The 22,873-nt window shown below is 65.0% G+C and carries 20 protein-coding genes; 14 read left to right on the forward strand and 6 right to left on the reverse strand.

All coding sequences use genetic code 11. The features are described from left to right. Nucleotides 1–98: 98 nt before the first annotated feature. On the reverse strand, nucleotides 99–647 hold the full coding sequence (locus AVE30378_RS04080; protein ID WP_129239486.1) for a TIGR00645 family protein: 549 nt from the start codon (nucleotides 645–647) through the stop codon (nucleotides 99–101). A 261-nt stretch (nucleotides 648–908) separates the two neighbouring features. Here AVE30378_RS04080 and loiP point away from each other — a divergent pair, with 261 nt between their 5' ends. The 5 genes from loiP to lon all read left to right on the forward strand — a co-directional run bounded on the left by loiP (nucleotide 909) and on the right by lon (nucleotide 7,912). Then, a complete protein-coding gene (loiP, locus tag AVE30378_RS04085; protein WP_129239487.1) occupies nucleotides 909–1,664 on the forward strand; it encodes a metalloprotease LoiP in 756 nt (251 codons plus the stop codon). Between the two features lie 167 nt (nucleotides 1,665–1,831). Continuing rightward, the gene (tig, locus tag AVE30378_RS04090) at nucleotides 1,832–3,142 is read left to right on the forward strand and encodes a trigger factor (RefSeq protein ID WP_129239488.1); all 1,311 of its coding nucleotides are present in this window, start codon (nucleotides 1,832–1,834) and stop codon (nucleotides 3,140–3,142) included. Nucleotides 3,143–3,146: 4 nt separating this feature from the next. Beyond that, nucleotides 3,147–3,800: an ATP-dependent Clp endopeptidase proteolytic subunit ClpP gene (clpP, locus tag AVE30378_RS04095; RefSeq protein ID WP_129239489.1), complete on the forward strand. Its 654-nt coding sequence runs from the start codon at nucleotides 3,147–3,149 to the stop codon at nucleotides 3,798–3,800. Between the two features lie 102 nt (nucleotides 3,801–3,902). After that, nucleotides 3,903–5,201, forward strand: coding sequence for an ATP-dependent Clp protease ATP-binding subunit ClpX (clpX, locus tag AVE30378_RS04100; protein ID WP_129239490.1), 1,299 nt, complete (start codon nucleotides 3,903–3,905; stop codon nucleotides 5,199–5,201). 260 nt (nucleotides 5,202–5,461) lie between these two features. Beyond that, nucleotides 5,462–7,912, forward strand: a complete 2,451-nt coding sequence (gene lon / locus AVE30378_RS04105; protein ID WP_129239491.1) for an endopeptidase La — start codon at nucleotides 5,462–5,464, stop codon at nucleotides 7,910–7,912. A 110-nt stretch (nucleotides 7,913–8,022) separates the two neighbouring features. Here lon and lexA read toward each other — a convergent pair whose 3' ends face one another. The 4 genes from lexA to AVE30378_RS04125 form a co-directional block, all read right to left on the reverse strand. Beyond that, a complete protein-coding gene (lexA, locus tag AVE30378_RS04110; RefSeq protein WP_129239492.1) occupies nucleotides 8,023–8,673 on the reverse strand; it encodes a transcriptional repressor LexA in 651 nt (216 codons plus the stop codon). 196 nt (nucleotides 8,674–8,869) lie between these two features. Beyond that, nucleotides 8,870–9,835, reverse strand: coding sequence for a Bug family tripartite tricarboxylate transporter substrate binding protein (locus tag AVE30378_RS04115; RefSeq protein ID WP_129239493.1), 966 nt, complete (start codon nucleotides 9,833–9,835; stop codon nucleotides 8,870–8,872). Next, nucleotides 9,832–11,361, reverse strand: coding sequence for a class I adenylate-forming enzyme family protein (locus AVE30378_RS04120; RefSeq protein ID WP_165360072.1), 1,530 nt, complete (start codon nucleotides 11,359–11,361; stop codon nucleotides 9,832–9,834). The genes AVE30378_RS04115 and AVE30378_RS04120 overlap by 4 nt, the downstream gene beginning before the upstream one ends. 1 nt (nucleotide 11,362) lies before the next feature. Then, on the reverse strand, nucleotides 11,363–12,610 hold the full coding sequence (locus AVE30378_RS04125) for a thiolase family protein (RefSeq protein ID WP_129239495.1): 1,248 nt from the start codon (nucleotides 12,608–12,610) through the stop codon (nucleotides 11,363–11,365). Nucleotides 12,611–12,748: 138 nt separating this feature from the next. Between AVE30378_RS04125 and AVE30378_RS04130 the strand changes: the two genes are divergently transcribed. Further along, complete coding sequence (locus AVE30378_RS04130; protein WP_165360073.1) at nucleotides 12,749–13,495, forward strand: IclR family transcriptional regulator; 747 nt, start codon at nucleotides 12,749–12,751, stop codon at nucleotides 13,493–13,495. Nucleotides 13,496–13,580: 85 nt separating this feature from the next. On the opposite strand, the gene AVE30378_RS04135 is transcribed toward AVE30378_RS04130, so the two are convergent. After that, nucleotides 13,581–14,780 carry an amino acid aminotransferase gene (locus tag AVE30378_RS04135; RefSeq protein ID WP_129239497.1) on the reverse strand — a complete coding sequence of 400 codons (1,200 nt, stop codon included), beginning with the start codon at nucleotides 14,778–14,780 and terminating at the stop codon, nucleotides 13,581–13,583. Between the two features lie 9 nt (nucleotides 14,781–14,789). On the opposite strand from AVE30378_RS04135, the gene uvrB reads away from it, so the two are divergent. The 8 genes from uvrB to hscA all read left to right on the forward strand — a co-directional run bounded on the left by uvrB (nucleotide 14,790) and on the right by hscA (nucleotide 22,864). Beyond that, a complete protein-coding gene (gene uvrB / locus AVE30378_RS04140; RefSeq protein WP_422393616.1) occupies nucleotides 14,790–16,952 on the forward strand; it encodes an excinuclease ABC subunit UvrB in 2,163 nt (720 codons plus the stop codon). 248 nt (nucleotides 16,953–17,200) lie between these two features. Next, nucleotides 17,201–17,692: a low molecular weight protein-tyrosine-phosphatase gene (locus AVE30378_RS04145; protein WP_006386176.1), complete on the forward strand. Its 492-nt coding sequence runs from the start codon at nucleotides 17,201–17,203 to the stop codon at nucleotides 17,690–17,692. Nucleotides 17,693–17,885: 193 nt separating this feature from the next. Further along, on the forward strand, nucleotides 17,886–18,425 hold the full coding sequence (gene iscR, locus AVE30378_RS04150; protein WP_062682794.1) for a Fe-S cluster assembly transcriptional regulator IscR: 540 nt from the start codon (nucleotides 17,886–17,888) through the stop codon (nucleotides 18,423–18,425). Nucleotides 18,426–18,446: 21 nt separating this feature from the next. Next, nucleotides 18,447–19,658 (forward strand): IscS subfamily cysteine desulfurase, encoded by a 1,212-nt coding sequence (locus AVE30378_RS04155; RefSeq protein ID WP_129239498.1) that lies wholly within the window; start codon nucleotides 18,447–18,449, stop codon nucleotides 19,656–19,658. Between the two features lie 33 nt (nucleotides 19,659–19,691). Continuing rightward, the gene (iscU, locus tag AVE30378_RS04160; RefSeq protein ID WP_129239499.1) at nucleotides 19,692–20,096 is read left to right on the forward strand and encodes a Fe-S cluster assembly scaffold IscU; all 405 of its coding nucleotides are present in this window, start codon (nucleotides 19,692–19,694) and stop codon (nucleotides 20,094–20,096) included. A 2-nt stretch (nucleotides 20,097–20,098) separates the two neighbouring features. After that, entirely contained in the window at nucleotides 20,099–20,422 is a 324-nt protein-coding gene (iscA, locus tag AVE30378_RS04165; RefSeq protein WP_129239500.1) for an iron-sulfur cluster assembly protein IscA, read from the forward strand. Nucleotides 20,423–20,425: 3 nt separating this feature from the next. Further along, a complete protein-coding gene (hscB, locus tag AVE30378_RS04170) occupies nucleotides 20,426–20,938 on the forward strand; it encodes a Fe-S protein assembly co-chaperone HscB (RefSeq protein WP_129239501.1) in 513 nt (170 codons plus the stop codon). 63 nt (nucleotides 20,939–21,001) lie between these two features. Continuing rightward, complete coding sequence (hscA, locus tag AVE30378_RS04175) at nucleotides 21,002–22,864, forward strand: Fe-S protein assembly chaperone HscA (protein WP_129239502.1); 1,863 nt, start codon at nucleotides 21,002–21,004, stop codon at nucleotides 22,862–22,864. Nucleotides 22,865–22,873 lie beyond the last annotated feature (9 nt).

Here is a 22,873-nt window from a genome sequence, read left to right on the forward strand (position 1 = left end):
CTCCGGGCCAGCCCGGCGCCCTACCCATAAAAAAGCCCCCACACATTTTGCGTGTGGGGGCTTTTTTTGCGCGGTGTGGGAGCCTCTAACCTTTTTTTTTAGTGTTTGGCGTGGCTGGCCGGGGTGGAGAGCTTGTCCACCAGTGCGATGCCCAGCGCCGAGACGATGAACAGGCCGTGGATGATGGTCTGCCACATGACGCCGGCCTCGGAGAAGCGGGCGTTGGGCGTGCCCAGCGTGCCGGCTTCGATGAAGGTGCGCAGCAGGTGGATCGACGAGATCCCGATGATGGCCATCGCCAGCTTGACCTTGAGCACGCTGGCGTTCACGTGGCTGAGCCACTCCGGCTGGTCAGGGTGGCCTTGCAGGCGCAGGCGGGACACGAAGGTCTCGTAGCCGCCCACGATCACCATGACCAGCAGGTTCGAGATCATGACCACGTCGATCAGGCCCAGCACCAGCAGCATGATCTCCATTTCCCCGAAGCTCGTGGCGTGCGTCAGCAGATGCCACAGCTCTTTCAGGAACAGCATGACGTAGACGCCTTGCGCGACGATCAGGCCCAGGTACAGGGGCAGTTGCAGCCAGCGGGAACTGAAGATCAGGCCGGGCAGCAGGCCAAGGCGGGGAGGGGTGTCAGGGATCATTGTGGGTGCGAGCCGTAGGGTATGTGCGAAAAAAAGGCGGGCGCAATTCTATCAATGCCGTGTGGCCGCCGGCATCATTTTTTCGTGGCGGGAATCGTCGCCGCGGCGCGGCCGCTAGCACGATCGCGGGGGATTTGCCGGGGTTTTCTGTAAGGAAAACTGGCATTTGCGAAACTCTGTGCCGAAACGTTCAGAGCGCATTGGCCATATATAGAATTGCCGCCTCGTTGGCATGGAGCCAGTCAAGAGGAGTTTGTTCCCATGAAGATCCGCTACGCCGTTGCCGCGTTGGCCGTTGCGCTTGCCCCTTATTCCGCCTCGCATGCGTTGGACATCGGGGGATTGGTGGGCGCCGGCAGCAAGGTCGTCCAGGCCGCCACCTTGAGCGACGCCGAAATCAAGGCCCTGTCGGACAAGGCCTGCGCCCAGAGCGACTCGCAAGAGAAGATCGCCGCGCCCGGCAGCAAGTACGACGCCCGCCTGCAGAAGATCGCCAAGTCGCTGGGCGGCACGGTGAACGGCCAGAAGGCCAGCTACAAGGTCTACATCACGAAGGACGTCAATGCGTGGGCCATGGCCAACGGCTGCATCCGCGTCTATAGCGGCCTGATGGACATGATGACCGACGACGAAGTGATGGGCGTGGTCGGCCACGAAATCGGCCACGTGGCGCTGGGCCACAGCAAGAAGGCGATGCAGACCGCCTACACCGTTTCCGCCGCGCGCGACGCCGCCGGCGCGGCGGGCGGCTCGACCGTTGCCGCCCTGAGCGCCTCGCAGTTGGGCGACCTGACCGAGAAGTTCATCAATGCGCAGTTCTCGCAGTCGCAGGAAAGCGGGGCCGACGATTACTCGTTCGACCTGCTGCAATCCAAGAAGCTGAACACCCGCGGCCTGGTGACCGCGTTCCAGAAGCTGGCGGAACTGGACGGCGGCAAGAGCGATATGATGAGCTCGCACCCGTCTTCGGCCAAGCGCGCCCAGCACATCGAAGAGCGCATCGCCAAGGCCAAATAAGGCGCCGGCAGGCGTTTTTCCTCCCCGTGCGGGACGGAAAACGGGGCGCGAGTATCCGGACTTATCCGGGTGCTCGCGCCCCTTTGCGTCAGCGGTCCGGAAGTTTCCGGTAAAATGGCGCGTTTATCCGCCCGTTACCTCTTATCTCTCGGAATATAGGTCTTTTAATGCAGCCTGTGGTTGAAACCCTCTCCGGCCTGGAGCGCCGTGTTGATCTGGCCGTCTCGGTGGCCGACGTCGAAAAGGAAGTCCAGGCGCAATTGAAGCGCGTGGCCCGGACCGCCAAGGTCCCCGGCTTCCGTCCGGGCAAGGCGCCGCTCGCCATGCTCGAGCGCAGCCATGGTCCCAGCATCCGCTACGACGTGATCAATAGCCAAGTCGGCCGTGCCTTCGAGCAGGCCGTGGACGGCGCCAAACTGCGCGTCGCCGGCGCCCCGAACCTCGAACCCAAGACCGAAGGCGTCACCGACGACACGCTGGCGTTCACCGCCACGTTCGAGGTGTACCCCGAAGTCGCCGTGCCCGACCTGTCGGCCCTGGCCGTCACCCGCTTCGAGACGGCCGTCACCGACGCCGAAGTCGAAAAGACCCTGGACGTCCTGCGCAAGCAGCGCGCCACGTTCGAAGCCCGCGAAGGCCGCGCTTCGGCCGACGGCGACCGCGTCACGCTGGACTTCGCCGGCACCATCGACGGCGTGCCCTTCGAAGGCGGCAAGGCGGAAGACTTCCCGTTCGTGCTCGGCCAAGGCCGCATGCTGCCGGAATTCGAAGAAGCCGCCCGCGGCCTGAAGGCCGGCGAGACCAAGGTCTTCCCGCTCAAGTTCCCCGATGACTACCAAGGCAAGGAAGTGGCCGGCAAGACCGCCGAATTCACGATCACCGTGAAGGAAGTGGCCGAAGGCGTGCTGCCCGAGCTGAACAGCGAATTCGCCCAGTCGCTCGGCCAGCCCGAAGGCGACGTCGAAAAGCTGAAGGCCGACATCCGCAGCAACATCGAGCGCGAAGTCAAGGTGCGCTCGCAAGGCCGCACCAAGTCCAGCGTGATGGACGCCCTGGTCGAAGCCGGCACGTTCGACGTGCCGAAGGCCCTGGTCGACAACGACGTGCAAGGCCGCGTGGCCGCCGCCCGCGAAGAACTGAAGCAGCGCGGCATCCCGAACGCCGAATCCGTGCCGATCCCGGCCGAAGCCTTCGCGACCGAATCGGAACGCCGCGTCCGCCTGGGCCTGCTGGTGTCGGAACTGGTCAAGCAAGCCCAACTGCAAGCCAAGCCCGAGCAGGTGCGCGCGCGCATCGAAGAGTTCGCCCAGAACTACGAACAACCCGCCCAGGTTGTCAGCTATTACCTGGCCGACCGCCAGCGTCGTGCTGAAATCGAGGCGATCGTGCTGGAAGACAATGTCGTCGCGCACGTGCTGGACAAGGCCAAGGTCACCGACGAAACGGTGCCTTTCGATCAGTTGATGGGGATGGCGTAACACTATGCAGAGATTCACCGATTTCTATGCGGCAATGAATGGCGGGTCGTCGGTGACCCCCACCGGCCTGGGCTACATTCCCATGGTGATCGAGCAGTCGGGGCGCGGCGAACGCGCCTACGACATCTATTCGCGTTTGCTCCGCGAGCGGCTCATTTTCCTGGTGGGTCCGGTCAACGATGCCACGGCCAACCTGGTCGTCGCGCAGTTGCTGTTCCTGGAATCGGAGAATCCTGACAAGGACATTTCCCTGTACATCAACTCGCCCGGCGGGTCGGTCTACGCGGGAATGGCCATTTTTGACACCATGCAGTTCGTCAAGCCGGACGTATCCACCCTGTGCACCGGCCTGGCGGCCAGCATGGGGGCGTTCCTGCTGGCGGCGGGCAAGAAGGGCAAGCGTTTCACGCTGCCCAACTCGCGCATCATGATCCACCAGCCTTCCGGCGGCGCCCAGGGGCAGGCCTCGGACATCCAGATCCAGGCCCGCGAAATCCTGGACCTGCGCGAACGCCTGAACCGCATCCTGGCCACGAACACCGGCCAGACGATGGAGCGCATCGGCATAGACACGGAGCGTGACAACTTCATGTCGGCCGAAGATGCGGTATCGTATGGACTGGTGGACAAGGTGATGACCTCCCGCTCGGAAGGCTGACTTCCTCCGGTTGATCCGAACCCGCTGCCACCATGTTTGAGTAAGCGCATGCGCTAGGCTTTTTTCCAGCCTGGCGCATCTTTACCTGAGATACGAAGAAATATGCCTGAAAAAAAGGGATCGGCAGACGCAAAAGTGCTGCATTGCTCGTTTTGCAATAAAAGCCAGCATGAAGTCCGCAAGCTGATCGCGGGTCCGTCGGTATTCATCTGCGATGAATGCATAGATCTGTGCAACGACATCATCCGCGAGGAGGCGCAAGCCACCGCGCGCGCGGCGATTCGTTCCGAACTGCCCACTCCGGCCGAAATCAAGACCTTCCTCGACCAGTACGTCATTGGGCAGAACTCGCCCAAGCGCATGCTGGCGGTGGCGGTCTACAACCATTACAAGCGCATCCGCCACGGCGAGATCAAGGGCGACGAAGTCGAGCTGTCCAAGAGCAACATCATGCTGATCGGCCCCACCGGGTCGGGCAAGACGCTCCTGGCCCAGACGCTGGCGCGCATGCTGAACGTGCCGTTCGTCATGGCCGACGCCACCACGCTGACCGAAGCCGGCTACGTGGGCGAAGACGTCGAAAACATCATCCAGAAGTTGCTGCAGAACTGCAACTACGAAGTGGAAAAGGCGCAGCGCGCCATTATCTACATCGATGAAATCGACAAGATCTCCCGCAAGTCCGACAACCCGTCCATCACCCGCGACGTGTCGGGCGAGGGCGTGCAGCAGGCGCTGCTGAAGCTGATCGAAGGCACGGTGGCCTCGGTGCCGCCGCAGGGCGGACGCAAGCACCCCAACCAGGACTTCGTCCAGGTGGACACGACCAACATCCTGTTCATCGTCGGCGGCGCCTTCGACGGGCTGGAAAAAGTCATCCGCGACCGCACCGAGAAATCGGGCATCGGCTTCTCGGCCTCGGTGCGCGCCAAGTCCGAGCGTGGCGTGGGCGAGTTGTTCTCCGAAGTCGAACCCGAAGACCTGATCAAGTTCGGCCTGATTCCGGAACTGGTCGGCCGCCTGCCGGTGGTCGCCACGCTGGACGAACTCGACGAGGCGGCCCTGGTGCAGATCCTGACCGAGCCCAAGAACGCCTTGCTCAAGCAGTTCCAGAAGCTGTTCGCCATGGAAGGCGCCGAACTCGACGTGCGGCCCGCCGCCCTGAAGGCGATCGCTCGCAAGGCGCTCAAGCGCAAGACGGGCGCCCGCGGCCTGCGTTCCATCATCGAGCAGGCCTTGCTCGACACCATGTACGACCTGCCTTCCCAGGGCAACGTCAAGCGCGTGGTGCTGGACGAAAACGCCATCGAAGGCGAGGGCAAGCCATTGCTCATCTACGCCGACGAAGCCGCCGCTTCGGACAAGCCGGAGCGCGGGGAAGTCCGCGACGCGGCAGCCTGATATTTCAAAAAAGCCCGTTCCCGTAACGGGTTTTTTTGCCTGGGGGCCATTCCCGAGTGGAAACACGCTTTTCTCGCGGGCGCGACACTCGCATACTGTGAGTGTCCCCCCGGGGGATTTTTTCAGCCTTTGGGTTATCCAGGCGCCGAGATCTTGAATTTTCGGCTATTGTTCCCATAACAGACGTAACCGACGTGGCTGGTCCGGGTATACCCGGGCCACCCGTCCCCGATACGCCGAGTCATACCGAGGAACCTCCTATGTCTGCCAGCCAGACCCTGCCTTCCGACCCGATCGACCTGCCCCTGCTCCCGCTGCGCGACGTCGTGGTGTTCCCGCACATGGTCATCCCGCTGTTCGTCGGCCGTCCGCGCTCCATCCGCGCGCTCGAGGTTGCGATGGAAGCGGGCAAGAGCATCATGCTGGTGGCCCAGAAATCCGCCGGCAAGGATGACCCCACGCCCGAAGACGTCTACGAGATCGGCTGCGTCGCCGGCATCCTGCAGATGCTCAAGCTGCCCGACGGCACCGTCAAGGTGCTGGTCGAGGGCACCCAGCGCGCCCGCATCAACAGCATCGAAGACGCCGATTCGCATTTCACCTGCCAGGTGACGCCGATCGAACCGGACGCCATGCAAGGCTCCGAGACCGAGGCCCTGCGCCGCGCGATCGTCGCCCAGTTCGAACAGTACGTAAAACTGAACAAGAAGATCCCTCCGGAGATCCTGACCTCGCTGGCCGGCATCGACGATGCCGGGCGCCTGGCCGATACGATCGCCGCGCATCTTCCCCTGAAGCTCGAGCAGAAGCAGAAGATGCTCGAGATCGTCGGCACCTCCGAACGCCTCGAAGGCTTGCTCACGCAACTCGAAACCGAAATCGACATCCTCCAGGTCGAGAAGCGGATTCGCGGCCGCGTGAAGAAGCAGATGGAAAAGAGCCAGCGCGACTACTACCTGAATGAGCAGGTCAAGGCCATTCAGAAGGAACTCGGCGAAGGCGAAGAGGGCGCGGACATCGAAGAGCTCGAAAAGAAGATCATCGCCGCCCACATGCCCAAAGAGGCGCGCAAGAAGGCCGATGCCGAGCTCAAGAAGCTCAAGCTCATGTCGCCCATGTCGGCCGAAGCCACCGTGGTGCGCAACTACATCGATACGCTCATCAATCTTCCCTGGAAGAAGAAGAGCAAGATCAACAATTCCATCAGCAACGCGGAAACGGTGCTGGACAACGACCACTATGGCCTGGAAAAGGTCAAGGAACGGATCCTGGAATATCTTGCCGTGCAGCAGCGCGTGGACAAGGTGAAGGCGCCGATCCTCTGCCTGGTCGGCCCTCCCGGCGTGGGCAAGACCTCGCTGGGGCAGTCCATCGCCAAGGCCACGAACCGCAAGTTCGTGCGCATGGCGCTGGGCGGCGTGCGCGACGAAGCCGAGATCCGCGGCCATCGCCGCACGTACATCGGCTCCATGCCCGGCAAGATCGTCCAGAACATGTCGAAGGTCGGCGTGCGCAATCCCCTGTTCCTGCTCGATGAAATCGACAAGCTGGGCATGGATTTCCGCGGCGATCCCTCGTCGGCCCTGCTCGAGGTGCTGGACCCGGAACAGAACCACACGTTCCAGGACCACTACATCGAAGTCGACTTCGACCTGTCCGACGTCATGTTCGTGGCCACCAGCAACACGCTGAACATTCCGCCGGCCCTGCTGGACCGGATGGAAGTGATCCGCCTGTCCGGCTATACCGAGGAAGAGAAGATCCACATCGCCCGCGACCATCTGCTGCCCAAGCTGATGAAGAACAACGGCGTGAAGGATAGCGAGCTGACCGTCGACGACAGCGCCCTGCGCGACATCGTGCGCTACTACACCCGCGAAGCCGGCGTGCGCGCGCTCGAACGCGAAGTGGGCAAGATCTGCCGCAAGGTCATCAAGCAGTTGCTGACCCAGGGCGACCGCGCCAAGGCCGAAGGCAAGACCCTCGAGGTCAAGCCGGTCAACGTGACGGGCGACAACCTGAGCGACTACCTGGGCGTGCGCCGTTACACCTTCGGCATGGCCGAAAAGGAAAACCAGATCGGCCAGGTGACCGGCCTTGCGTGGACGGAAGTCGGCGGCGACCTGCTGACGATCGAAGTCGCGGACATGCCCGGCAAGGGCGTCATCCAACGCACCGGCTCGCTGGGCGACGTGATGAAGGAATCGGTCGAAGCGGCCCGCACGGTGGTGCGCTCGCGCGCCCGCCGCCTGGGCTTTGCCGATAGCGTCTTCGAGAAGCACGACATGCACGTGCACGTGCCGGAAGGCGCGACGCCCAAGGACGGTCCGTCCGCGGGTATCGCGATCACCACGGCCATGGTGTCGGCCCTGTCGCGCATCCCGGTGCGCGCCGACGTCGCCATGACCGGCGAGATCACGCTGCGCGGCGAAGTGCTGCCCATCGGCGGCCTGAAGGAAAAGCTGCTGGCGGCCCATCGCGGCGGCATCAAGACGGTCTTGATCCCGGAAGAAAACGTCAAGGACCTGGCGGAGATTCCGGACAACGTCAAGAACCATCTCGAGATCGTGCCGGTGCGCTGGATCGACAAGGTGCTGGAACTGGCCCTGGAACGCCTGCCGGAGCCCCTGGCCGAGGAAGAAGCGGTCAAGGAACCCCTGGTGGCCAAGCCGGCCGAGCCGGGCTCGACCGATCCGGTGCTCAAGCACTGACCTGACCTTCCGGGCGTCTCCGCAAGGAGCGCCCGGGAACCATGGCCCAAAAAAGAAACCCGCCGAGGCGGGTTTCATTTTGCCTGCGCCGGGAAGGGCGGGAGAGGCCCTTAGTGCAGCGCGTGCGTACGGATCAGGCCCACGGCTATGCCTTCCAGGGCGAAATCCTGGTCGGCGCCGACCACGATGGGCTGGAAGTCCGGGTTTTCGGGCAGGAGTTCGATGTGGCCGTTCTGGCGCTGCAGGCGCTTGACGGTGACGTCATCGCCCAGCCGGGCCACCACGATCTGGCCATTGCGGGCTTCGGAGGCTTTTTTCACGGCGAGCAGGTCGCCTTCCAGGATGCCTGCGTCGCGCATGCTCATGCCGCGCACCTTCAGCAGGTAGTCGGGCGCCTGGGCGAACAGGTTGGGGTCCACGCCGACCTCGCGTTCGACGTGTTCCGCGGCCAATATGGGGCTGCCGGCGGCCACGCGGCCCACCAGCGGCAGCAGCAGTTGCGCCAGGGAGGGCAAGGGCAGCGAGGCTTGCGTGGGCGCCGTGGAGGCGTCTTTCAGGCGGATGCCGCGGGAGGCGCCCGCCGTGAGTTCGATGGCGCCCTTGCGGGCCAGGGCCTTGAGGTGATCTTCCGCCGCGTTGGGGGAACGGAAACCCAGGGCCTGCGCGATTTCGGCGCGCGTCGGCGGAAAGCCGGTGCGCGCGACGGTCTGCCTGATCAGATCCAGGATTTGTTGTTGGCGATCGGTGAGTTTGCTGGCCATGGCGATGATCCGGTGCTAGCGGACTGTACATATATACAGCGCCATTCTGGGGGACGCAGCGCAAAAAAGCAAGTTGCTCCCCGAACTGACCGGCCGGTCGCCTCAAAGCGGCAACCGGCCGGTCAGGATGCCCCGGATCGAGCGCGCCGGGCCAAATCAGACCTTGCCCGGGCGGACCTCGACCAGGCGCCGCGCGTTATTCCGGCTTGATGCCGGCCGTCTCGATGACGCCGCGCCACTTCCGGGTCTCGGATTCGATGTAGTCCTGCAATTCCTCCGGACGCGTGGCCTTGATCGTGATGGCCTTGTCTTCGAGTTTGCGGACGATGTCGGGCATGGCCAGCGTTTTCAGCAAGGCGGAACTCAGCACCGACAGCCGGTCGGCCGGAATGCCGGCCGGGCCCATGACGCTGACCCAGGCGTCCACGCTCATGTTCTTCACGCCCAGCTCCTCGGCGGTGGGCACATCGGGCAGTTCCTTGATGCGCGTCGTGCTGGTGATGGCCAGCGCCCGCACTTTGCCCGATTGCACCAGGCTCAGGGCGGCGGGCAGATTGTCGAACCCGAGGTCGACGTGGCTGCCCATCAGCGCGGTCAACGCCGGGCCGCTGCCCGAAAAGGGGATGTGCTGCATGTTCGAGCCGGTCAGGATCTTGAAGTATTCGCCGGTCATGTGCGGCGACGTGCCGGCCCCGGGGCTGGAGTAGGACAGTTGCCGCTGCTTCGCGTCGGCGATCAGCGCGCCCAGGTCCCGGTATTTCGAATCGGCATTGACCAGCACCAGATTGGTGTAGAAGCCGACCTCGCCGATCATGGTGAAACCCTTGATCGGGTCGAAATTCAGTTCCTTGCGCAGCAACGGGTTGATCACGTTGGTGGCTACGGTGCCCAGGAAGATGGTGTAGCCGTCCGGCTTGGCGTGCGCGACCGTCGAGGCGCCGATGGTGCCGCCCGCGCCCGCCTTGTTCTCGACGACGACGGACTGGCCCAGTTCGCGCGACAGGCCCTCGGCCAATACGCGCGCGACGATATCGGTCGAGCCGCCCGGCGGAAACCCGACTACGAAGCGGATGGGCTGGTCCGGAAAGGCCGCGGCGGCGGAGCCGCCCAGCGTGATGGCCAGCGCGCCAGCCGTGGCGGCAATCCAGGTCTTGAATGTCATGATCGATGTTCCTCCTGCTGGCTCGCGTCGCGCAAGTCGTCGATGATTCGCCGCTTGTCGAGTTTGCCTAGTGTGTTTTTTGGAAAAGACTGCACGATGTGGATGATTTTGGGCGTCCGCACGGACCCCAACTGCTGCTTGCCGTAATCGATCAGCGCCTGGGCGCCGACCGAGTCCGGCCGAACTAGAACGACCGCCATTTCGACGCGTTCGCCCCAGTAGTCGTCGGCGACGCCGAACACCACGCATTCGGCGATGTCCGGGTGTCGCGCATAGGCGTTCTCGACGTCGGAGGGATAGACATTGAAGCCGCCGGTAATGATGACGTCCTTGGAGCGGCCTTTGATGAACAGGAACCCGCGCTCGTCGATGTAGCCGATGTCTCCGGTGTGGAACCAGCCGTCTTTCAGGACGGCCGCGGTCTGCTCGGGCATGTTCAGGTAGCCCGACATCAGCAGGTCGCCGCCCGCGATGATTTCGCCCAAGGTGTTCGGGCTGGCGGTGGCGCGGCCGTCTTCGCCGACGACCGCGACCCGCGTCAGGGGGCCGACTCGGCCCGCGCTGCCATGGTTTTTGGGTCGGGAGCCGGTGGCGCCGTCCATCCCCGCGATGATGACCGGCGCTTCCGTCAGGCCATAGGTAACGCCCAGCACGGGGCCGAACGCCGCAATTGCCTGCGACAGCAGCGGGGCCGGGCAGGGCGCGCCGCCATACAGCAGGTTGCGCAGCGCCGGCAGGTGGCGCGGCGCGTCGCGCTGTGCCTGCACCAGCCGCTGGAGCAGGGTGGGAGGCACCCAGGTGGACGTCACCCCGCAGGTGTCCATCAAGGCATGCAGTTGCTCGGCCGTGGCACGGCCGGCGATCACCAGGCAGCCGCCGGCATGCAATACCGGCAGCACGAACGTGCCCGCGCCATGCGTCATCGGCGGCGCTAGCAGGAAGCGTTCCTCGCTGTCGAAGCCATACGCCATGGCCAGCGACGCCACCATGGTGTTGATACAGCGCAGCGACTGCAATACGGCTTTGGGCACGCCCGACGATCCGCCCGTGAACTTGATGGCGGCCGTCTCGCCCGGATCCGGGTTGGAGCGCGATGGCGACTGGCCCGCGTGTTCACGCACCAGCGCGTCGGTATGGAGCTCGCGGCGCTCGTCGTTGCAGATGCGCGGGCCGTGGTAGGAAGCCAGCAGCGCCTCGTAGGCCGCGTCGTGCAACACGATATCGGGCGCGGCCGTCGCCAGTTGGCGGGCGATGTCCTGTTCGACGACGGTCGGCGTCAGCGGCACCAGCACGCCGCCGCAGGCGTAGGTGGCCAATATGCCCAGCAGCATTGCGTGCGAATTGCCGGCCAGCGTGGCGATCACCGGACGAGGCTTGCCCGACAGGCGTTGCAGCGCCGCGGCCAGCGCCAGCGCCTGGCCGCGCAGCGCTTCGTACGTATGGGTGCGGCCGGTGGCCGCATCGATCGCGGCGATGCGATCCGGGTACCGCATGGCGGCATGCAGGAAAAAATCGATAGGCTGCATGCTAGAGCCTGTTGCTGAGCACCGTGACCACGGCCGCCGCATCTTCGTAATGCAGGAACCCGCCGCCGTTTTCGGCCACCGCGGTGCGGGCGCCCCGGACCTGGCGCGCGCCGGCTTCATGGCGCAGTTGCGTAACGAGCTCGTGGATCTGCACCAGGCCCGTCGCGGCGATCGGATGCCCCTTGGACACCAGGCCGCCCGATACGTTGACGGGGGTGACTCCGCCCAGGCTGGTCGCGCCGCTTTCGGTGTAGGGGCCGCCCTGGCCGCGGGCGCAAAGGCCCAGGTTTTCGATCTGCAGCAGTTCCGCGAAGCTGGACGCGTCATGCACTTCGGCCACGTCGATATCCTGCGGCGTGATCTCGGCCATGGCATAGGCGCGCTTCGCGGCCAGGTGCACGCAGTGCCGGTCCATGTCGGCGATGTCGCGGATCACGGTGCTGGCCGCGCCGATGCCCGCGACCCTGACGGCCCGTTGCCTGCGCGCGTCGGACAAGGCGCGGCCGCTGGACAGCACGACGGCCGAAGCGCCGTCGGAAATGGGCGCGCACATGGCGCGCGTCAGCGGCCAGGCGATCTCCGGCGTGGCAAGCACGTCGTCGATGGACATGTCGTTCTGGTACTGGGCCAGCGGGTTCATGGTCGAGTGCGCGTGGTTCTTGGCCGCCGCGCTGGCGATCTGCCGCTGCGTGGTTCCGTAAGTGCGCATGTGCTGGCGCGCCATGGCCGCATAGATGTCCATGAAGAAGCTCTGCGTATTCCAGGCGCCGGGAGAGTTCAGCCGCTCGCGGATGGCGGGGTCGGTCTCTTGCTGGCAGAAGAAATCCCATGTCTGGCGCAGCAGATGGATGTCGGTGCCGCCGAAGAACGCATTCATCATTTCGGTCTTCTTGTCGGGGTAGAACATCTTCTCCGCGCCGACCACCAGCACCGTGTCGAACATGCCCGATTCGATCGCCATGCAGGCGTTGAACAGCCCGGAACTGCTGCTGGCGCAGGCATTTTCGATATTGAAGACGGGGATGCCGCTCACCCCCATCGCGTTCAGCGCGCACTGGCCGCGGATCGAATTCTGCTTTTCCATCTGGCCCTGGCGCACGTTGGAGAACCATGCGGCTTGCATGTCTTCCAGGCCATGGCCGCTGTCGGCCAGGGCAGTATTGACGGCTTGTTCGGTCAGTTGCTTGACCGAGAGATCCGGGTGGCGGCCCAGCGGAGTATGGGCGATGCCGGTGATATAGACGTTCATGGTGGGTATAGGCGGCTGGTCGATGAGTGGCTCTATTCTGCGTGGCCGGCCGATCCGGATTAACCCCTGCTTACCCGTGAAAAAGAGGATAAAGTTCCGGCATATGAAACTTTTCTGCCCGGTATGGGCCCGGACGATATGACGGAATCCTCCAGCATCCAGAAGGCGCTGCGAGTGCTCAAGACTGTGCAGCGCCATCACGAAGAAGGCCTGCGGCTCACGGATGTATGCCGAGAGCAGGGCCTGGAAAAACCGACGGCGCTGCGGCTGTTGCGCGAACTGCTGGCGCAGGGGCTGGTGGCCCGCGATGCGCGCAGCAAGAAGTACTACCTGGGCGACTATTGCCGGAAACTGGGGGAATCGCTGGCTGCGCAGTCGTCGTTGTCCGTGCGCTATGGGCCCTTGCTGCGCCGTATTTCCGACCGCACCGAAGACGCCAGCTTCCTGGTGATCCTGCAAGACCTCGATACCCTCTGCATTGGCCGGGAAGTGGGCGCCTATCCCATCCAGGCGTTGGCCATCCCGGTCGGCAACCGCCAGCCCATCGGCGTGGGCGCGGGCGGCCTGGCCATGCTGGCGAGTTTCGACGACGACGTCACGGAGCATTACCTCAAGGTCAACAGGGCCCGCTTCCTCAAGTACAAGTCGCTCACGCTGGAGCAACTGCGCATGCGCATCGCCCGCGCGCGCAAGCGCGGCTACGCCGTGATAGGCAGCCACGCGGTCAGCAAGGTGACCGGCGTGGGCGTGACGCTGATGAATAAAGAAGGCGACGTGCTGGGCGGCATCAGTGTCGCGGCACTGGACAATCGCATGACGCAAAAGCGCCAGGAGGCCGTGGCCCAGATAATCCGCGAAGAGATGAACCGGTTCCTGGACAAGTAGAGCCGCCGCGGGCGTGCACAAATGAAAACGGGACCCGAAGGCCCCGTTCGCGGAAGCGGGCCCGTGGGCCCGGGCGGCTGCTGGCTTACAGCACGGCCGCGATGCCCGCGGCCACCTTGTCGATGTTGCCGCTGTTCAGCGCGGCGACGCAGATGCGGCCGCTGGAGACGGCGTAGACGCCGTGCTCTTCGCGCAGGCGGTCCACTTGCGCGGCGGTCAGGCCCGAGTACGAGAACATGCCGCGCTGGCGCAGCACGAAGCTGAAGTCCTGCTTGCCGCCGTGTTCCTGGATCTTCTCGACCAGTTGCTTGCGCATCAGGCGGATGCGGTCGCGCATGCCGGCCAGTTCCTCTTCCCACATGGCGAAGAGTTCGGGCGAGTTCAGGACCGTCGACACCACCGTGCCGCCGTGGGTGGGCGGGTTGGAATAGTTGGTGCGGATCACGCGCTTGAGCTGGCTCAGCACGCGGGTGGCTTCATCCTTGCTGCCGGCCACGACGGTCAGCGCGCCGACGCGCTCGCCGTACAGCGAGAACGACTTCGAGAACGAGGAGCTGATGAACATGGTCAGGTCCAGGTCGGCGAACAGGCGCACGACCGCGGCGTCTTCCGTTAGGCCGTCGCCGAAACCCTGGTAGGCGATGTCCAGGAACGGGACCAGGTTGTTTTCCTTGACGACGGCAGCGATCTGCTTCCACTGGTCCATGGTGGGGTCCACGCCCGTGGGGTTGTGGCAGCACGCGTGCAGCACGACCACGGTCTTGGCCGGGGCGGCCTTCAGGTCCGCCAGCATGGCGTCGAAGTCCAGGCCGCGGGTGGCGGCGTCGTAGTACGCGTAGGTGCCGACCTCGAAGCCGGCGCGTTCGAACAGCGCGCGGTGGTTCTCCCAGCTCGGGTTGCTGATCAGGACCTTGGAGGTGGGGAGCAACTGGCGCAGGAAGTCGGCGCCGATCTTCAGCGCGCCCGTGCCGCCCAGGGCCTGGGTGGTCAGTACGCGGCCGGCGGCGGCCAGCGCGGAGTCCTTGCCCAGCAGCAGGGCTTGCGCGCCCGCGTTGTAGCCGGCGATGCCCTCGATCGGCAGGTAGCCGCGGGCGGCGGCGGCTTCGATGCGGGCGGTTTCCGCCTTGCGGACGGCGCCCAGCAGCGGAATGCGGCCCTGATCGTCGTAGTACACGCCCACGCCCAGATTGACTTTACCGGGACGCGTATCGGCGTTGTATTGTTCGTTCAGGCCAAGAATAGGGTCGCGCGGCGCGAGTTCGACGGAATCGAAAAGGGTGCTCATGGGAGTCTGATGAGGTGGGTGGACGCAGTACGGAGTGCTGTGGATAATGGGGGGTTTACCCTGGAACAGTCTAGCATGTCTAAAAGCGCAATAGACCCGATTGCGGAAAACCCCGCGCCCGGGGGCGAGGGCGCGCCAGCCATTGCGGCGGGCCCCGGATTTGTCGACTTCCCGGGAAGTCCGTTTCACCTGTACCAGCCCTATCCGCCGGCGGGGGACCAGCCCGCCGCCATCGAAGGCCTGATCCAGGGGATGCAGGACGGCCTGATGTTCCAGACGCTCCTGGGCGTCACGGGCTCGGGCAAGACCTACACCATGGCCAACGTGATCGCCCGGCTGGGGCGGCCCGCGCTGGTGCTGGCCCCCAATAAGACGCTGGCCGCGCAGCTCTACGCCGAGATGCGCGAGTTCTTCCCGAAGAACGCGGTCGAGTACTTCGTCTCGTACTACGACTATTACCAGCCCGAGGCCTACGTGCCGACGCGCGACCTGTTCATCGAGAAGGACTCGTCCATCAACGAGCACATCGAGCAGATGCGTTTGTCGGCCACCAAGAGCCTGCTGGAGCGCCGCGACACCATCATCGTGGGCACGGTGTCGTGCATCTACGGTATCGGCAATCCGGGCGATTATCACGCGATGGTGCTGATCCTGCGCGCCGGGGACCAGATCTCGCGCCGCGAGATCCTGGCGCGCCTGGTCGCCATGCAGTACACCCGCAACGACGCCGACTTCACGCGCGGGACCTTCCGCGTGCGCGGCGAGACGATCGACATCTTCCCGGCCGAAAGCCCGGAACTGGCGCTGCGCCTGGCGCTGTTCGACGACGAGATCGAAAGCCTGGAGCTGTTCGATCCCCTGACCGGCCGCATCCGCCAGAAGCTGCCGCGCTTCACGGTCTACCCGGGGTCCCATTACGTGACGCCGCGCGACACCGTGCTGCGCGCCATCGAGACCATCAAGGAAGAACTGCGCGAACGCGTCAAGCGCTTCACGGACGACGGCCACCTGGTCGAGGCCCAGCGGCTCGAGCAGCGCACCCGCTTCGACCTGGAAATGCTGCAGGAGCTGGGCTTCTGCAAGGGCATCGAAAACTACTCCCGCCACCTGTCGGGCGCGGCCGCGGGCGAACCGCCGCCCACCCTGATCGACTACCTGCCGGCCGATGCGCTGATGTTCATCGACGAAAGCCACGTCACCATCGGCCAGTTGGGCGGCATGTACCGCGGCGACCGCTCGCGCAAGGAAACGCTGGTGCAGTACGGCTTCCGGCTGCCGTCGGCGCTGGACAACCGGCCGCTGCGCCTCGAGGAATTCGAGGCCCGCATGCGCCAGTGCGTGTTCGTGTCGGCCACGCCGGCCGCCTACGAGAAAGAGCACGCCGACAACGTCGTCGAGCAGGTCGTCCGGCCCACCGGCCTGGTGGACCCGCTGGTCGAAGTGCTGCCGGCCCGCACGCAGGTGGACGATCTGCTGGGGCAGATCAAGGCGCGCGTCACGCAGGGCGAGCGCGTGCTGGTCACCACGCTGACCAAGCGGATGGCCGAGGACCTGACGGACTTCCTGAGCGAGCACGGCGTGCGGGTGCGCTACCTGCACTCCGATATCGACACGGTCGAACGCGTGGAGATCATCCGGGACCTGCGCCTGGGCACGTTCGACGTGCTGGTGGGCATCAACCTGCTGCGAGAAGGCCTGGACATCCCCGAAGTGTCCCTGGTCGCGATCCTGGACGCCGACAAGGAAGGCTTCCTGCGGTCGGAGCGCAGCCTGATCCAGACCATCGGGCGCGCGGCGCGCAACCTGAACGGCCACGCCATCCTCTATGCGGACCGCATCACCGATTCGATGCAGCGCGCCATGGAGGAAACCAGCCGCCGCCGCAGCAAACAACTGCAATTCAACGTCGACCACGGCATTACGGCGCGGGGCGTGCAGAAGGCCGTGCGCGAACTGATCGACGGGATTGTGGCGCCCGCCCAGCACGATGCGCTGGAGGCGGCGGTGCCGGCCGAATTCCTGAAGGACGAAAAGGCCCTGGCGCGCGAGATCAAGCGCCTGGAAAAGCTGATGATGGACCACGCCCGCAACCTGGAATTCGAACAGGCCGCGGCCGCGCGCGACGCCCTGACGGCGCTGAAACAGCGGGTGCTGCTGGATGGCGCCGTCTAGGGGCGGGCCGTATCTTGTTGTGTCTTTTTACTGACACAGGGCTGAATTTTCCGGCAATCTGCTGCGCTGCAATCGCGGTGTCGCAATCCGGGCGATTCTCCAAAAGCGAAGTTCCGGCATTGCCTTCGAATTGTCATGCAAGTCATTGAATTGTATGGAAAATTCATGGGGACGCATTCGCGCAACACCAATTGCGCGGGCGCAAAAAAAGCTTGCCTTATCTCGGGTTTTCCCGCACACTTGCTTTCATGATGACCAAGGTACTTTTCGTTTGCATGGGCAATATCTGTCGCTCGCCGAGCGCAGAGGGCGTGTTTCGCCATTTGGTGAACGACGCGGGTTTGGGCGATGTGGTTCGCATCGACTCCGCGGGCACGCACGCGTTTCACATCGGCGAGGCGCCTGATGCCCGGGCGCAGGCCGCAGCGCGCAAGCGCGGCTACGAGATCACGCACTGCGAAGCGCGTCAGGTCACCGCGGAGGATTTCCGCGATTTCGACCTGATCCTCGCCATGGACTGGGACAATCTGTCCGCCATGCAGCAGCAGTGCCCCAAGGCCTACCAGCACAAGCTGATGCTGCTGATGCGCTTCGCCAACGAGTTCGAAGAGGCCACCGTGCCGGATCCGTACTACGGCGGCGCCGACGGTTTCGGCAAGGTGCTCGACTACCTCGAGGACGCCTGTCAGGGGGTTCTCGAACTGGTGCGCAAGCGCGCCACCCAGTACCAGGCGGCCTGATCCGCTGTTGCGGGGGAGCCGCCCGTGCGCGGTTCTGGAACGTGCCTGGCAGTCAAAAACCGCGCAAATGCGCGGTTTTTTCTAGCCGGGTGCCATACCAAATTAGTCGGGAATAGGCTATACTTGAGCCAATTACTCGGGTATTGGTCGCTGGATTCGCTGGCGGCCATTGCCGAATCACAGGGAACCTACCATGCGGCTAACTACCAAAGGGCGTTTCGCCGTGACTGCCATGATCGACCTGGCTATGCGGCAGCATAGCGGCCCGGTCACTCTTGCGGCCATCAGCCAGCGTCAGAATATTTCGTTGTCCTACCTGGAACAGCTCTTCGGGAAACTGCGCCGCCACGAACTCGTGGACAGCGTGCGCGGCCCCGGCGGCGGCTATTCGCTTGCCAGGCTGGCGCGCAACGTGACCGTCGCCGACATCATCTTCGCCGTCGACGAGCCCCTGGATGCCACCAGTTGCGGCGGAAAGCGGGACTGTACGAGCGGCAACGACGGCAAGCCCGGCAAGTGCATGACGCACGAGCTCTGGGCGACGTTGAATCGCAAGATGGTCGATTACCTGGATTCGGTGTCCCTGCAAGATCTGGTCGATCAGCAGCGCGTGCGCCAATTGCAGGAAGCCAACAATCAAGCGCAGGCCTGCGCGGTGCGCGTGAACAGGGTGGGAGGCGCCAATGCCGCCAACGCCCCGACCGCGACCGTCGCTGCCAATGCCACCGTATAAGAAGTATCAGGAGTTGTAGAAATGACCACCCGCCCGATCTACCTGGACTATTCCGCCACGACGCCCGTCGACCCCCGCGTCGTGGAAAAGATGGTGCCCTGGCTGTACGAGAACTTCGGCAACCCGGCCTCCCGCAGCCATGCGTTCGGCTGGGAGTCGGAAGAGGCCGTCGAGCGCGCCCGCGAGGAAGTCGCCAAGCTGGTGAACGCCGACCCGCGCGAAATCGTCTGGACTTCCGGCGCCACGGAATCCGACAACCTGGCCATCAAGGGTGCCGCCAACTTCTACGCGGAACGCGGCAAGCACATCATCACCGTCAAGACCGAGCACAAGGCCGTGCTGGACACCTGTCGCGAGCTGGAGCGCCAGGGGTTCGAAGTGACCTACCTGGACGTGAAGGACAACGGCCTGATCGACCTGGACACCTTCAAGGCCGCGCTGCGCCCCGACACCGTGCTGGTGTCCGTGATGATGGTGAACAACGAAATCGGCGTGATCCAGGACGTGGAAACGCTGGGCGAAATCTGCCGCGAGAAGGGCATCATCTTCCACGTGGACGCCGCGCAGGCGACCGGCAAGGTGGAAATCGACCTGCAAAAGCTCAAGGTCGACCTGATGTCGTTCTCCGCCCACAAGACTTACGGCCCCAAGGGTATCGGCGCCCTGTACGTGCGCCGCAAGCCGCGCATCCGCATCGAAGCCCAGATGCACGGCGGCGGCCACGAGCGCGGTTTCCGCTCGGGCACGCTGGCCACCCACCAGATCGTCGGCATGGGCGAAGCGTTCCGCCTGGCCCGCGAGGAAATGGGCACCGAGAACGAACGCATCCGCATGCTGCGCGACCGCCTCTGGAACGGCCTGTCGCAGATCGAAGAGGTCTACCTGAACGGCGACATGGACCAGCGCGTGCCGCACAACCTGAACGTCAGCTTCAACTACGTCGAGGGCGAGTCCCTGATCATGGCGATCAAGGAACTGGCCGTGTCCAGCGGCTCGGCCTGCACCTCGGCCAGCCTGGAGCCCTCCTATGTGCTGCGCGCGCTGGGCCGCAACGATGAACTGGCGCACAGCTCGATCCGTTTCACCCTGGGCCGCTTTACGACCGAACAGGAAGTCGATTTCGCGGTGGAGCTCATCAAGAGCCGCGTCGGCAAGCTGCGCGATATGTCGCCGCTGTGGGAAATGGCCAAGGAAGGCATCGACTTGAACAGCGTGCAGTGGGCCGCGCACTGAGCGCCCGCGCCAAGAAATCCGTGGAGAAATAACATGTCTTACAGCACCAAAGTTCTGGATCACTACGAAAATCCCCGCAACGTCGGTTCGTTCGACAAGTCGGACGAGTCGGTGGGCACCGGCATGGTCGGCGCGCCCGCCTGTGGCGACGTCATGAAGCTGCAGATCAAGGTGAATGAAGCCGGCGTGATCGAAGATGCGCGCTTCAAGACCTACGGCTGCGGCTCGGCCATCGCCTCCAGCTCGCTCGTGACCGAATGGGTCAAGGGCAAGACGCTGGACGAAGCGATGAACATCCGCAACACGCAGATCGCCGAAGAACTGGCCCTGCCGCCCGTGAAGGTGCACTGTTCCATCCTGGCCGAAGACGCGATCAAGGCCGCGGTGCAGAACTACAAAGAAAAGCATTCGGTTCCGGCCGAAGCCGTGGCGGGCTGAACATGTCCGTTACCCTGACCCAACAGGCCGCCACCCATATCGGCCGCTACTTGCAGAAGCGCGGAAAGGGTATCGGCTTGCGGCTCGGCGTTAGGACGACGGGCTGCTCCGGCATGGCCTACAAGCTGGAGTACGTGGACGACGTGGCGTCGGATGACGTCGTGTTCGAAAGCTTCGGCGTGAAGGTCTTCGTGGACCCGAAAAGCCTGGCCTACCTGGATGGCACGGAGCTGGACTACGCCCGCGAAGGCCTGAACGAAGGTTTCAAGTTCCGCAACCCCAACGAGAAGGCGACCTGCGGCTGCGGCGAGTCGTTCACGGTGTAAGTCTTGGCTGGAGACGACCACTTCAGCCTGTTCGGCTTGCCGGCACGCTTCGACCTGGACGGCCAGGCACTGGAAACCGCATGGCGCGCGGTCGCCGCGCAGGTGCATCCCGACCGCTACGCCACGGCCAGCCCCGCGGAACGCCGCGTGGCCATGCAGTGGGCCGCGCGCGCGAACGAGGCCTACCGCCAACTGCGGGACCCTCTGCTGCGGGCGCGCTACCTGTGCGAACAGGCGGGCGTGGACCTGCAGACCGAAAGCAACACGTCCATGGACGGCGCCTTCCTGATGCAGCAGATGACCTGGCGCGAGATGCTGGACGATGCGCGCGGCGACGCGGGCGCCTTGGCGGCCTTGCAGGGGGAACTGGAGCAGGCGCGCGCAACCATGCGCGCCACGCTGACCCGCCTGCTGGACGACGAGCGCGACTACGCCGCGGCCGGGCTCAAGGTGCGGGAATGGATGTTCGTGGAGAAGCTGGCGGAAGAGCTGGCGCACGCCCAGCCCGCCGGATAGCCGAAGACGTGCCGGGCGCCCGCGAATCGGGCGCCGCCGCCCACTGACCAGAAAAACAGAATCATGGCCTTATTGCAGATATCCGAGCCCGGTGAATCGCCCGCGCCGCACCAGCGCAAGCTGGCGGTCGGGATCGACCTCGGCACTACCAATTCCCTAGTCGCGGCTGTGCGCAGCAGCGTCGCCGAAGTGCTGCCGGATGCGCAGGGCCACGCCTTGCTGCCGTCCGCGGTGCGTTATTTCCCCGGCGGCAAGGTCACCACGGGCCGCGAGCCGCTGGCCCAGCAAGCCCTGGATCCGCTGAATACCGTCGTGTCGGTGAAGCGCTTCATGGGCCGGTCCCTGGAAGAGGCGCGGGCCATGCGCGCGCCCTACGAATTCGTGGACGCGCCCGGCATGGTGCGCCTTCGCACGGTCCAGGGCGACCTGAGCCCGGTCGAGGTGTCGGCGCAGATCCTGGCGGTGCTGCGCCAACGCGCCGAGGACGTGCTGGGCGACGACCTGGTGGGCGCCGTCATCACGGTGCCGGCCTACTTCGACGATGCCCAGCGCCAGGCGACGCGCGACGCGGCCCGCCTGGCGGGACTGAACGTCCTGCGGCTGCTGAACGAACCCACGGCGGCGGCGATCGCCTACGGCCTGGACCATGCCGCCGAAGGCGTGTACGCGGTCTACGACCTGGGCGGCGGCACGTTCGACATTTCCATCCTGCGCCTGACCCAGGGCGTGTTCGAAGTGATCTCCACGGGCGGCGACACCGCGCTGGGGGGCGACGACTTCGACGCCCTGATCGTCGACCGCGTGGTGTCCCAACTGGCCGCCGGAGAACTGACTCCGTCGGACCGCCGCGGCCTGCTGATGGCGGCGCGAGCGGCGCGCGAAGCGCTGTCGGACGCCGGCGAGGCCCGCTTGCAGCTCGCCCTGGCGGACGGCCGCAAGGTGGACGCGGTGCTGACGCGCGCGGATTTCGAAGCGCTGGCCCAGCCCCTGATCGGCCGCACGCTGGACTGCGCGCGCCGCGCGCTGCGCGATGCGTCGCTGGCGCCGGCCGACGTGCGCGGCGTGGTGATGGTGGGCGGCGCCACCCGCATGCCGGTGGTGCGCGAGGCCGTGGGGCAGTTGTTCGGCACACAGCCCCTGACCGATCTGGATCCCGACCAGGTGGTGGCGCTGGGCGCGGCCCTGCAAGCCAACCTGCTGGCGGGCAATCGCGCGCCGGGCGAGGACTGGCTGCTGCTGGACGTGATCCCGCTGTCGCTGGGGCTGGAAACCATGGGCGGCCTGGTCGAGCGCATCATTCCGCGCAATAGCACCATTCCGGTGGCGCGCGCGCAGGAATTCACCACGTTCAAGGACGGCCAGACCGCCATGAGCATCCACGTGGTCCAGGGCGAACGCGACCTGGTCGCCGATTCGCGTTCGCTGGCGCGTTTCGAGCTGCGCGGCATTCCGCCCATGGTGGCGGGCGCGGCGCGCATCCGCGTGACCTTCCAGGTGGACGCGGACGGGCTGCTGAGCGTGACGGCCCGCGAGCAGAGCAAGGGCGTCGAAGCCATGGTGTCCGTCAAGCCGTCCTACGGCCTGTCGGACGACGAGATCGCGCAGATGCTGGCCGACAGCGTGGCGCAGGCGGACACGGACGCGAAGGCCCGCATGCTGCGCGAGCAGCAAGTGGACGCGCGCCAGTTGGTGGAGTCCGTGCAGGCGGCGCTGGCCGTGGACGGCGACCTGCTGGACGCGGAGGAACGCAAGCGCGTGGACGAATGCCTGCAGGCCGCCATCGCGGCCCAGGACGCCCCGGATGCGGATACCGTGAAGGACGCGGTGCAGGCCCTGTCGGCCGCGACCGACGACTTCGCCGCGCGGCGGATGGACCGCAGCATCCGCGCGGCGCTGGCCGGCCGCAAACTTGATGAGATCGCCTGATAAGACGTT

Source organism: Achromobacter veterisilvae (genome assembly GCF_900496975.1).
Classification (GTDB): domain Bacteria; phylum Pseudomonadota; class Gammaproteobacteria; order Burkholderiales; family Burkholderiaceae_B; genus Achromobacter; species Achromobacter veterisilvae.